General features: G+C 39.4%; 10 protein-coding genes. 9 read left to right on the top strand and 1 reads right to left on the bottom strand.

The features are described 5' to 3' along the window. The first annotated feature begins 132 nt into the window (after positions 1-132). From AS180_RS00340 to spoVK, 7 genes are all read left to right on the top strand, one after another. The gene (locus AS180_RS00340) at positions 133-678 is read left to right on the top strand and encodes an outer spore coat protein CotE (protein ID WP_025908608.1); all 546 of its coding nucleotides are present in this window, start codon (positions 133-135) and stop codon (positions 676-678) included. Between the two features lie 136 nt (positions 679-814). Continuing rightward, positions 815-3,463: a DNA mismatch repair protein MutS gene (gene mutS / locus AS180_RS00335; RefSeq protein WP_025908609.1), complete on the top strand. Its 2,649-nt coding sequence runs from the start codon at positions 815-817 to the stop codon at positions 3,461-3,463. 19 nt (positions 3,464-3,482) lie between these two features. Further along, on the top strand, positions 3,483-5,384 hold the full coding sequence (gene mutL, locus AS180_RS00330; protein WP_025908610.1) for a DNA mismatch repair endonuclease MutL: 1,902 nt from the start codon (positions 3,483-3,485) through the stop codon (positions 5,382-5,384). 241 nt (positions 5,385-5,625) lie between these two features. Then, positions 5,626-6,069 carry a hypothetical protein gene (locus tag AS180_RS23405; protein ID WP_062686193.1) on the top strand — a complete coding sequence of 148 codons (444 nt, stop codon included), beginning with the start codon at positions 5,626-5,628 and terminating at the stop codon, positions 6,067-6,069. A 442-nt stretch (positions 6,070-6,511) separates the two neighbouring features. Further along, on the top strand, positions 6,512-7,462 hold the full coding sequence (gene miaA / locus AS180_RS00320; RefSeq protein WP_025908612.1) for a tRNA (adenosine(37)-N6)-dimethylallyltransferase MiaA: 951 nt from the start codon (positions 6,512-6,514) through the stop codon (positions 7,460-7,462). Between the two features lie 34 nt (positions 7,463-7,496). Further along, entirely contained in the window at positions 7,497-7,721 is a 225-nt protein-coding gene (hfq, locus tag AS180_RS00315; RefSeq protein ID WP_025908613.1) for an RNA chaperone Hfq, read from the top strand. 255 nt (positions 7,722-7,976) lie between these two features. Further along, complete coding sequence (spoVK, locus tag AS180_RS00310; RefSeq protein ID WP_025908614.1) at positions 7,977-8,912, top strand: stage V sporulation protein K; 936 nt, start codon at positions 7,977-7,979, stop codon at positions 8,910-8,912. A 30-nt stretch (positions 8,913-8,942) separates the two neighbouring features. On the opposite strand, the gene AS180_RS00305 is transcribed toward spoVK, so the two are convergent. Beyond that, on the bottom strand, positions 8,943-9,554 hold the full coding sequence (locus AS180_RS00305) for a trimeric intracellular cation channel family protein (protein ID WP_025908615.1): 612 nt from the start codon (positions 9,552-9,554) through the stop codon (positions 8,943-8,945). A 250-nt stretch (positions 9,555-9,804) separates the two neighbouring features. On the opposite strand from AS180_RS00305, the gene hflX reads away from it, so the two are divergent. Both hflX and AS180_RS00295 read left to right on the top strand, forming a co-directional pair. After that, positions 9,805-11,067 (top strand): GTPase HflX, encoded by a 1,263-nt coding sequence (gene hflX, locus AS180_RS00300; RefSeq protein ID WP_025908616.1) that lies wholly within the window; start codon positions 9,805-9,807, stop codon positions 11,065-11,067. Between the two features lie 15 nt (positions 11,068-11,082). Further along, complete coding sequence (locus AS180_RS00295) at positions 11,083-12,345, top strand: methionine gamma-lyase family protein (RefSeq protein ID WP_025908617.1); 1,263 nt, start codon at positions 11,083-11,085, stop codon at positions 12,343-12,345. The last annotated feature ends 148 nt before the right edge of the window (positions 12,346-12,493 follow it).

The raw sequence follows: 12,493 nt of genomic DNA, 5'->3' as shown, positions 1-12,493 counted from the left end.
TTCTCTAAGGTGTTGCATACAATGAAACATAGGTTTTTTATGTCTTTAACCTAGTTTTACAAAATAATGTGCAAACAAGCGATAGAACCTGCATAGGATGAAATGAAGATAGTTTGAGGAGGGTATGCTCACATGTCACAACACTATAGAGAAATTATTACAAAAGCAGTCGTAGGTAAAGGGCGTAAGTTTACGCAGTCATCACACACGCTTACACCACCGAACCGACCGACGAGCATTTTAGGTTGCTGGGTAATTAACCATCAGTATGATGCTAAAAAGCGCGGAAATACAGTTGAAGTGGACGGCAAATATGATATTAACGTCTGGTATTCTTTCAAAGATAATACAAAAACAGAAGTGTTTACAGAGACGGTTCACTATCGTGATGTGATTAAGCTTCGCCAGAAAGATGACGATGCTTTTGGAGATGATTGCGAAATTATCGTACGAGTGCTACAGCAGCCAAATTGCCTTGAGTGTACAATTTCACCAAACGGAAACAAAACGATTGTCCAAGTAGAGAGAGAGCTTTTAGCCGAGGTAATTGGTGAGACAAAAGTATGCGTAGCCGTTAATCCAAAAGGATGCGATGATGGTGATGAACTTGATTTAGACGTTGATGACGATGAATTTGAAGACCTCAATCCAGATTTCATTTTAGGTGACGATGAATAACTAGGAAGAATTTCTTCCTAGTTTTTTTATGTGCACCAAAAGTGGTTAGCAAGTTTTACAATCATGAAGTTTTTTGCCAACCTATGTTATAATACGTGTAGAAAAAATGATTAACAGAAGTTTTTGGAGGAATAGTATGGCAACATATACGCCAATGATACAGCAATATTTAAAAATCAAGGCAGACTATCAAGATGCCTTTTTATTTTTTAGATTAGGTGATTTTTACGAAATGTTTTTTGAAGATGCAACGACTGCATCTCAAGAATTAGAAATTACGTTAACAAGCCGAGACGGAGGGGGCGATGATCGCATCCCAATGTGCGGTGTACCTTACCACTCAGCGCCTACATATATTGAAAGATTAATTGAAAAAGGCTATAAGGTGGCAATTTGTGAACAAGTAGAGGACCCTAAAAAAGCCAAAGGCGTCGTAAAGCGTGAAGTCATTCAAGTCATTTCACCAGGGACTTTAATGAACGAAAAAGGACTGCAAGAAAAAGAAAATAATTATATTTGCTCGGTCACGCATTTCCCAGATGACACGTTTGGATTAGCGCTATCGGATTTATCGACCGGGGAAAATAGCGTCACGCTTATTTCTTCATTCCATGACGTTGTTTCTGAAATCTATGCCAAAGAAGCAAAGGAAATAGTTGTTTCAAGCAGCTTTTCTGCTGAATTGCTGCAAACAGTGAAAGAGAGAATGACCATCACTATTTCGTTTGAAGAAAGTACAAAGGTTGAAGATGCCTTTTTACATTTAACTGAATCACTTCAACAGCAAAAATTAGTAGATACATTTGCTCGTATTTTACAGTATTTAGTACGTACACAAAAGCGTTCTCTTGAACATTTACAGCCTGTACAGCTTTATCAAATCAATGAATATATGAAGATTGATTTGTTTTCTAAGCGAAACTTAGAGTTAACAGAAACGATTCGTTCAAAAGGTAAAAAAGGATCTCTTTTATGGTTATTAGATCAAACAGTCACGGCAATGGGTGGACGTTTATTAAAAAATTGGATTGACCGCCCGCTTCTAAGCAAAGAGAAAATTGATGAGCGTTTAAATATGGTTGACGTTCTTATGAAACAATTTTTTGAACGTGAAGAACTGCGAGATTTATTAAAAGAAGTGTATGACCTAGAGCGTTTAGCAGGTCGCGTAGCATTTGGTAACGTTAATGCGCGTGATTTAGTACAGCTGCGCAAATCCCTGCAAAAGGTTCCTGAAATTCAAGAAGTGGTTTATCGATTAAATAATCCATATGCTTCTAAACTCGTTGAAGATATTGACCCATGTGAAAGGTTAACTGCGCTACTGGAAAGAGGATTAAAAGAACATCCTCCTCTATCAATTAAAGAAGGGGATATTATTGCAGATAATTATAACCATCAGCTTGATCAATATCGAGATGCTAGTCGGAACGGGAAGACATGGATTGCTTCTTTAGAGCAGAAAGAGCGTGAAAGAACAGGGATTCGTTCGTTGAAAATTGGTTATAACCGCGTGTTCGGCTACTACATCGAAGTAACGCGTGCCAACTTGCATTTACTACCTGAAGGGATGTATGAGCGTAAGCAAACCTTAACGAACGCTGAGCGCTTTATTACACCTGAGCTTAAAGAAAAAGAAGCGCTTATTTTAGAAGCGGAAGAAAAAATTGTTGAGCTTGAGTACGAGCTGTTTGCGCAAATTCGTGAAGAGGTCAAAGTATATATTCCTCGTCTTCAAGCGTTAGCTAAAAAAGTAAGTGAGCTTGATGTATTGCAGTGTTTTGCAAAGGTCAGTGAAGAGCGTCATTATACAAAACCTACATTCTCTACTAATGGAGATATTCATATTAAAAATGGGCGTCATCCCGTTGTTGAAAAAGTGATGAATGCACAAGAGTATGTACCAAACGACTGTCAAATGACTGACGATAGCTCAATCTTACTCATTACAGGACCAAATATGTCGGGTAAAAGTACGTATATGCGCCAAGTAGCGCTAACAGCCATTTTAGGACAAATCGGCTGCTTTGTTCCTGCAGAAGAAGCAGAGCTGCCCATCTTTGATCAAGTGTTTACGCGAATTGGAGCAGCGGATGATTTAATCTCAGGTCAAAGTACGTTTATGGTTGAAATGTTAGAAACGAAAAATGCAGTTACCAATGCGACACAGTCAAGCTTAATTTTACTGGATGAAATTGGACGAGGTACGTCAACATATGATGGAATGGCGCTGGCTCAAGCAATTATTGAATATGTGCACGAACATATTGGATGTAAAACACTATTTTCTACACACTATCATGAGTTAACGGTATTAGATCAACAGCTTTCAGCACTGCGTAATGTGCATGTTAGCGCAATTGAAAAGAACAATAAGGTGGTCTTCTTACACAAAATTAAAGAAGGGCCAGCAGATAAGAGTTATGGTATCCATGTTGCTGAGCTAGCAGAGCTTCCAGAGCCTTTATTGCAGCGTGCGCGCGTCATTTTAGCAGATTTTGAGAACGCGAGCGAAGAGCAAAAAGTGAAGCCGACTGCTGATGCAGTAGCTGAACCTGAACCTCAGCCAATTGAGCAACCAAAAGCTGAAACTAAAACAGATACCGAGCAAAGTCAACTTTCATTTTTCGGAGAAGAAAAAGAACAGCAGGTAAAAGAAGCCAGTTTATCGAAGCGTGAAAAGCAAATTCTAGCAGAATTAAAGCAGCTTGATCTTCTTGAGATGACGCCGCTTGATGCAATGAACGCCATGTATAAGCTACAAAAACTACTAAAGAAGAAATAGACTTGAAAGGGGTGAGTCTGTGGGTAAAATTAGACAGCTTTCAGACGAACTTTCAAATAAAATCGCAGCAGGAGAGGTTGTAGAACGACCTGCTTCTGTTGTGAAAGAGCTCGTTGAAAATGCGATTGATGCAAATAGCACAGTTATTGAAATTGAACTAGAAGAAGCAGGGTTATCAAAGATTCGTATTTTAGATAACGGAGACGGGATTGCACCTGAAGATTGCTTAACTGCTTTCCGTCGACATGCGACGAGTAAGATTAAGACTGAGAACGACTTGTTCCGAATTCGGACATTAGGTTTTCGCGGTGAAGCACTGCCAAGTATTGCGTCTGTATCCATGCTTGAAATTAAGACAAGTACCGGTGATGAAGCCGGTACCCACTTAAAGCTTCGTGGAGGAGAAATAACGCATCACGAACCGTCTTCAAGCCGAAAAGGTACAGAAATTATTGTAGAAAACCTATTTTTCAACACGCCAGCACGCCTTAAATACATGAAAACAATTAATACAGAATTAGGAAACGTAACGGATGTTGTGAATCGCCTTGCCATGGCGAATCCTCATGTATCCATTCGTTTAATTCACCAAGGTCGTCAGCTTCTCTATACAAACGGAAGTGGAGATGCGCGTCAAGTGTTAGCCGCTATCTATGGGATGGCAGTAGCGAAAAAGATGATTCCGTTAAAGGTAGAATCGCTAGATTATGATATCACCGGCTATATTGCCTTGCCGGAAGTAACACGTGCATCTCGAAGCTATATGTCTACGACAATTAACGGTAGATTTATAAAAAACTACGGGCTTTTAAAAGCTATCCAGCAAGGCTATCATACGCTGTTACCGATTGGACGCTTTCCGGTTGTATTTTTAGCTATTAACATGGATCCATTGCTAGTAGATGTGAACGTACACCCAGCAAAGCTTGAAGTAAGGTTAAGTAAAGAAGCAGAGCTGTATGAGCTTGTAGAAGAGGCAATTAAAGCTGCGTTTAAAAAACAGCAGCTTATACCAGAAGTGACAGCAGCTTCTCGCTCTAAACAACCAGTGCTGCCAACGGAGCAGCAAACCTTCACGTTTAATCATGGATTGCCTAAAGAGCCTCTTCCTTTATCGAAGGAATTTGTTGAACCGAGCAAAGCTCAGCCTTTCTTTAGCAAGAACGTTGCCGAAACGCAAGAAAAGCCAGGTTTTATGGTGACAGAAAATGTTGAAAATGAGCTTGAATACGATGAGCTGGAAGAGCAGGATGCAGAACCAGTGTTTTCTTATGAGGAAGAAAATGATGTACAAAAGCAAGAATCGGGTAATGAGAAAGTCGAAGAAGTGCAAGCAGAGCGAGTTCCTCCCATGTATCCGATTGGTCAGATGCACGGTACGTATATATTAGCTCAAAATGAAAACGGCTTGTTTATCATTGACCAGCATGCGGCTCAAGAGAGAATCAAATATGAATTCTTTAAGAAAAAGCTTGGTCAAGTAGATGCAGAAGTGCAGGAACTTTTAATGCCACTCACGTTTGAGTTTTCAGGTAACGAAGCGCTCATTCTAGAAGAAAATCGTAGAGCTCTTGAAGATGTCGGCGTATTTTTAGAACCGTTTGGCCAAAATGCTTATATCGTTCGAGCACACCCTCAGTGGTTCCCAAAAGGTGAAGAAAAAGAAACAATTGAAGAGATGATTCAGCAAGTATTTGTGATGAAACGTGTAGATATAGAAAGCTTACGTGAAGAAGCTGCTATTATGATGAGTTGCAAAGGTTCAATCAAAGCGAATCATCACCTTCGAAATGATGAAATTTTAGCTTTACTTGAAACGCTAAGAAAAACAACCGATCCGTTTACTTGTCCGCACGGGCGACCAATTATCATTCACTATTCAACATATGAAATGGAAAAAATGTTTAAGCGCGTGATGTAAAGTGATTTATACAATGTTTTACCCCATTTGATGAAGTTATATCTGCACCATTTTTCACCGTAATTGTGTGTTTAAAAGTAAAATTGCAAAGCGGTATGTGGTGCAGGTATTTTTTTAAAAGAAAAGATTGTTTTTCTTTTATTGTGTATGTAGATTCTGTAAGTCAGCTACCTATACGTTAGTAGTTTCTATTGCATATACTAGCGGTAGAAATTAAACATAATGTGAAGGGGAAGTTATGATGAATAACGATTTTAACAGATTACAAACCAATTCAAACCATGATATCGGTTCTAATAGAGATAATGAGTCGGGAAATAAAAATATTATTAGCAATAGTGGAAGCTCTAACGTTAATATTAATATACCTCAGATAAGAGAAACATCTCAAAATCGCTCGGGGCGTCGTAGAAAATGTCGAGCAGAAAACCGCTCTCAAGGTCGTGTACAATCCGAATCAGAAAACCTCTCTGGCCGTCGCAGAAAATGTCGAGCAGAAAACCGCTCTGGTGGTGGCACACAACCTCAATCTGGAAACCAATCCCAACCTCTTGTTCGACCCCAGTCAGAAAATCCTTCTGGAAATCGTGTACAATCTGAATCAGAAAACCGCTCTGGAAATCGTGTACAGTCACAATCAGAAAACCGCTCTCAATGTAGAAGGAATCCTTTTCGGTTCTTTTAATTCAGAAGGTAGAACTTTTAAGAGGAACAGATGTAGAATGCTAATTTTCAAAGCGAAAAAAGAATCTCCATCATTGTTTTGGAGTTTCGTGCTTGCTCAAAACTAGCTTTCAAACAATACCTGTTTCTCTTCTTTTTATAGGCCTGTAAAGAAATTTTTATGTACATTCAGCTTTTTTTCTTTTTTAGTAAATATCTTTTCCAACCAAGTTACTGTCATTGGTGTATGTTCAGGTTAAGAGTTGACTTTTTCTAAAAACCATTCATATTCTTTTATTATTTCATCAGTTAAACGAATTGAGTCTTTGTTTCTACTTTTATAGTCGAGCTCCGCTAATTCAATTGCTGTAACAGAACGTTCCTTCTTTATCAGCCTTGAATAAAGATGGGTTTTCCGGGTAAAATGAGAAGATGTAAATGTAATAGATGAAAGTAGTGTGGTTATGACGGGAGAGAAACAAAAATTAATAGTAATTATTGGTCCGACAGCCGTTGGTAAAACCAAGTTGAGCATTGAAATGGCCAAGCTGTTAAATGGAGAAGTTATTTCGGGAGATTCCATGCAAATTTATAAAAAGATGGATATCGGAACAGCGAAGGTTACAAGCGATGAAATGGAAGGAATTCCTCATCACTTAATTGATATTAAAGAGCCGACTGAGTCGTTTTCCGTGGCTGAATTTCAAGAGATGGTAAGAGAGAAGATTACAGATATTCATGACCGGGGTAAACTGCCGATTATTGTAGGTGGTACAGGGTTATATATTCAATCTGTCATCTATGACTATCAGTTTACTGAATCAGCAGGCGACGAACACTTCAGACAGCGCATGGAACATTTTGTTGCAGCGCATGGAATTGAGCCTCTTTATCAAAAACTTTGTGAAATAGATCCAGTTGGCGCAGAGTCCATTCATCCTAACAACCATAGGCGCGTTATTCGTGCTCTTGAAGTGTATGAAGTGACTGGTAAGCCTTTCAGCGTTTATAATCGTGAGCAAACTCAAGAGCTTCTCTATGATGTGACGCTCATTGGTTTAACAATGGAGCGTAAACAACTATACGATCGAATTAACCAACGTGTTGATCTTATGGTGCAAAAAGGCTTGGTAGAAGAAGTCAAATCACTGTACGATGCAGGGGTTCGTGATGTACAATCAATTCAAGCGATTGGCTACAAAGAACTGTATACATATTTCGACGGAAACTGCACGCTTGAAGAAGCGATTGAACAGTTAAAGTTGAATTCAAGAAGGTATGCCAAACGTCAATTAACGTGGTTTCGTAATAAGATGCCTGTAACGTGGTTTGAAATGGAAGTTGACAATTTTCATGAAAAGTTCAACAAAATTTTCACTTATGTAGCAGGAAAGCTGAAAGAAGAAGCGAATTAATCTAGTAAAGATAGAGAAATGAGGAGGCCGAATAGTGAAACAATCCGTTAATATTCAAGATCAGTTTTTAAATCAATTACGCAAAGAAAATATTTATGTCACTGTGTTTTTATTAAATGGTTTTCAACTGCGCGGACTAATTAAAGGGTTTGATAACTTTACAGTTCTATTGGATTCAGAAGGAAAGCAGCAGTTAATTTATAAACATGCAATCTCAACGTTTGTTCCAAATAAAAATATCTCTGTAGAATTAGAGTAGTCAGATAACCAGCCAAATCCGCGGGGATGAGGCTGGTTTTTCTTATGGTTGAAAGAGAGAAGTATTTTTCTTAACATGGTTTACTGTTTTACCACATACAACTATAATAAGCGTTTATTTCTTGGGTAATGGCGAGCTACAGAAAAAATACAAGCCGCTAAAAGAAAATGATGATTTCATTCGTTCGTCCTACAGCTAGAGATAGAGCGATACAATGTCATCAGCGTAACTGTGATGAAACGAGAGGTGAACAGTGTGGAGCAGCCTATAACTCTTAAAAACAATGGGCAAATTAATATTGTTTTAAATAACGAGACAAAGAAAGAACGAGTCTATACAACGTCAATTCCACGTCCTGTGAAACGACCGATTGTTAATCATGAACCACTGCTAGAAATTGAAAGAGAAATGAGCGGTCTGGTTGGAATGGATGAGCTAAAAAAAATGATTAAAGAAATATATGCTTGGTTATATATTAATAAAAAGAGAGAAGAAAGTGGTCTGAAGGCAGAAAAACAAGCGATGCATATGATGTTTAAAGGAAATCCAGGTACAGGAAAAACAACGGTTGCAAGGCTTTTAGGGAAATTGTTTTTAAATATGAATGTGTTATCAAAAGGACACCTCATTGAAGCTGAAAGAGCAGACTTAGTGGGTGAGTACATTGGACATACAGCACAAAAAACCCGAGATCTTGTGAAAAAAGCGTTGGGTGGTATTTTATTCATTGACGAAGCCTATTCGCTTGCCCGAGGTGGAGAGAAAGATTTTGGGAAAGAAGCAATTGATACGCTTGTGAAGCATATGGAGGATGCAAATGATAAGTTTGTCTTAATTTTGGCTGGCTATCCACGCGAAATGGAGAACTTTTTAAGCTTAAACCCTGGTCTTCGTTCAAGGTTTCCGTTCATCTTTGATTTTCCGGATTATGATGTCAATGAGCTAATGGATATTGCAGACCGGATGATGGATGATCGCCAGTATCAATTCAGCGGCGATGCTTATAAAAAGTTAAAAGAACATTTCATGGATGTAAAATACAATCAGACGCCTCTAGACTTTAGCAACGGTCGCTATGTGCGAAATATTTTAGAACGCTCCATTCGAGCTCAATCCATGAGGCTTTTAGAAGAAGCAAACTATGGTAAAGAGCAGCTGATAACGCTTAAATCAAGCGATATTCGTCTATAAAAAAATCCGGCTTTATGCCGGATTTTTTTATTACATATTTGGTTGGCGAATTGAACGAATTGGCAGCTTCCATTTGTACATATAAGATAGCATACGACATGCAACAAGCAAACCAAATAATACGTAAAGCTCTACCGGAGAGCTTGCGATTTGAAGGCCAACAATCAAGCCTGCAAGAATTGCCCAAAGCGCATAGATTTCATCTTTTAAAACGGTCGGTTTTCGGCGAGCAAGCAAGTCGCGTACAATCCCACCGCCGCTACCTGTTAATACAGCAGCAACGATAACAGCGCTTAAGGGGTGTCCCATGCTGGTAGCATAGAGTGCGCCTTGAATGGCAAAAGCCGCAAGCCCAATTGCGTCAGAAAAGTTCCCCCAACGTTTCCACTGTTTTAAGATGCTGTTTGGAAACAAAAAGGTTGCCGTAATCGATAATAGCGCAATTTGAAAAAATAATCCCTGCTCCCAAAGAGCAGATACTGGTACACCAATTAATAAGTTACGGATGGCGCCACCGCCAAACGCTGTGACGATTCCTAGAATGTAAACTCCTAAAATATCATATTCTTCTTCCATTGCAATAAACGCCCCGCTAACTGCAAAAGCAATGGTGCCGATGATGCTCAAAACGTCCCATGTCATCGCAACTTCCCCTTTATGTATAAAAATTCGTTGTTTGTTAGAAAGTATTACAATAATAAAGTCATTCAAATTGTATCCACTATTGAGCAGAATTTCAACGTTTTTTTAGGGATAATTTCTTAAAAGAAACAAAGCGTGATAAACTAGTAAAAACAATCTATTCTGCATCTTTGAAGAAGATAGAGAAAATCGTGTTTTTTTGTTATGATATGAGTGCGTTAATACTTTAACAGTAAGGGAAGGAAAGTCATTGACATTTGAGATGAAACAAGAGCTTGAGCGTGTGATTTTAGTGGGGTGTCAGCTTCACGATGATGATGAGCGCTTTGAGTATTCGATGGATGAACTAGCATCATTAACTGAAACAGCACAGGGTGAGGTTCTAGTACGCTTGTCTCAAAAGCGCGACCGTATACATCCAGCTACATATATCGGAAAAGGAAAAGTGGAAGAGCTCGTTGCGCTTGAAGAAGAGCTAGAGCCAGATTTAATTGTGTTTAACGATGAGCTTTCACCGAGTCAAATTCGTAATTTATCCAGTCAGCTAGAAGCTCGAATCATTGACCGAACACAGCTGATTTTAGATATTTTTGCGCAGCGTGCGCAAACAAAAGAAGGAAAGCTGCAGGTTGAGCTTGCGCAGCTAAACTACTTACTCCCTCGCCTAGTTGGACAGGGAACAGCACTTTCTCGCTTAGGAGGAGGAATTGGTACAAGAGGTCCAGGTGAAACGAAGCTTGAAAGCGATCGACGTCATATTCGTCGTAAAATCGATGAAATTAAGCGTCAGTTAAAAACAGTCGTCAGTCACAGGGAGCGCTACCGAGAGAGAAGAAAGCGTAACCACGTATATCAAATCGCTATAGTAGGATACACAAACGCCGGTAAGTCAACGCTTTTCAATCGTTTAACAGAAGCGGGCATTTATGAAGAAAATCAGCTGTTTGCAACCCTTGATCCAACGACGAGACAGTATACGATGCCGTCCGGCTTAACTGCTCTTTTAACAGATACGGTTGGGTTCATTCAAGATTTGCCAACAACGCTTGTTGCTGCGTTTCGTTCCACATTAGAAGAAGTGACAGAAGCTGATTTCATTTTACACGTGGTCGACTCTGGTAATCCAGACTATCACAACCATGAGCAAACTGTTCACAAGCTATTAGCGGAATTAGATGTAGAAGATATTCCGATGTTAACCGTTTATAATAAGCGAGATGTGAAGCATGAATTATTTGTGCCGACCACACCTGCTTCTGTTTTAATCAGCGCTTTTAATAAGGAAGATCTCGCTTTGCTGGGAACAAAGATCCAGGATGAAATGAAGAAAGAGATGGAGTACTTTCATCTATTTATTCCTTCGGATGAGGGCAAGCTGTTGGCGGAGTTAAAAACCGTTGCGCTGGTTGACTCCCTAAAGTTTAATGAGGAAAAAGAAAAGTACGAGTGCCGAGGCTATATTGCAAAAGAACACCCAATTTATAAGCAGCTAAGAATGATAGAAGAAAGTTGAGGAAGATAGAAAATGATGTTTGATCAGTTAGCAAACGGAGAGAGAATTAAAAGGTTAGCAAAGGAAGTGGAGCAGCAAATTAAGCCGATTCATGAACGAATTGATGAAGTGATTGAAGCAAATCAGTTTCGCGTGCTGCAAAGCTTTCAACAAAACCAGGTGAGTGATTCACATTTCATTCCCTCCACGGGCTATGGTTATGATGATTTAGGAAGAGATACGCTTGAAAAGGTATATGCTGATGTATTTGGGACGGAAGCGTGCCTTGTACGTCCCCAAATTATTTCAGGTACGCATGCAATAGGCATTTCGCTATTCGGTGTGTTGCGACCTGGTGATGACCTTTTATACATTACCGGTAAGCCATACGATACGCTTGAAGAAATCGTTGGAATTAGAGGGTCTGGCGTTGGTTCACTGAAAGAGTATAACATTGGATATAAAGCCGTAGATTTAACAAAAGAAGGGCGAGTAGACCTTGAAGAAGTGAAAGCGGCCATTACGGATACAACGAAAATGATTGGTATTCAGCGTTCAAAAGGTTATGGAATTCGTCCTTCGTTTACGGTCAGCCAAATTAAAGAAATGATTGCTTTTGTGAAAAGCATCAAGCCAGACGTTATCGTATTTGTAGATAACTGTTACGGAGAATTTGTAGAGACAATAGAGCCATCTCATGTTGGAGCTGATTTAATTGCAGGCTCTCTCATTAAAAATCCAGGCGGTGGGTTAGCGAAAATCGGTGGCTATATTGCTGGACGTAAAGAGTTGGTTGAAGCATGCTCTTACCGCATGACAACGCCAGGTATTGGAGCAGAAGCTGGTGCAACGCTGTACAGCCTACAGGAAATGTATCAAGGTTTCTTTTTAGCTCCGCACGTTGTAGGGCAGGCTTTAAAGGGGGCTGTATTTTCTTCGGCCATGTTTGAAAAACTTGGGATGCAGTCAGAACCAAAGTGGGACGCTGAGCGAACAGACTTAATTCAGTCCGTTCAGTTTGATGATCGGGATAAGATGGTGGCGTTTTGCCAAGCAATTCAATACGCGTCGCCAATTAATTCGCACGTGACGGCATACCCAGCTTATATGCCAGGATATGAAGACGATGTAATCATGGCAGCCGGTACGTTTGTTCAAGGGGCTAGCTTAGAGCTAACGGCAGATGGTCCAATCCGTCCACCGTATGTTGCTTATGTACAAGGTGGTTTAACGTATGCTCACGTTAAAGTAGCTATCTGCACAGCAATTGATTCAATGATTTTGAAAAAGTTAATTTAAGTATAATCTTGCTCAGTAAGAGAAAAAGATGAGCTATCGTGTATAAAAACAAATTAAAAATAAACTAAAATCGCTATTTTATTGTATTCGTGAAATATTCTAAAAATTTTTATGTGAGAATTGCTCACATATGGTTGACAGATAAACT

Origin of the sequence: Priestia veravalensis (genome assembly GCF_001457055.1) — a bacterium.
GTDB lineage: Bacteria > Bacillota > Bacilli > Bacillales > Bacillaceae_H > Priestia > Priestia flexa.
Note: the sequence above shows the minus strand (reverse complement) of the source record. Positions and strands in the feature narration are given on the sequence as shown.

Excerpts from the sequence above, each read along its gene's own strand:
- AS180_RS00340 (WP_025908608.1), top strand. The coding sequence starts at position 133 with ATGTCACAACACTATAGAGAAATTATTACAAAAGCAGTCGTAGGTAAA.
- mutS (WP_025908609.1), top strand. The coding sequence starts at position 815 with ATGGCAACATATACGCCAATGATACAGCAATATTTAAAAATCAAGGCA.
- AS180_RS23405 (WP_062686193.1), top strand. The coding sequence starts at position 5,626 with ATGAATAACGATTTTAACAGATTACAAACCAATTCAAACCATGATATC.
- miaA (WP_025908612.1), top strand. The coding sequence starts at position 6,512 with ATGACGGGAGAGAAACAAAAATTAATAGTAATTATTGGTCCGACAGCC.
- AS180_RS00305 (WP_025908615.1), bottom strand. The coding sequence starts at position 9,554 with ATGACATGGGACGTTTTGAGCATCATCGGCACCATTGCTTTTGCAGTT.
- AS180_RS00295 (WP_025908617.1), top strand. The coding sequence starts at position 11,083 with ATGTTTGATCAGTTAGCAAACGGAGAGAGAATTAAAAGGTTAGCAAAG.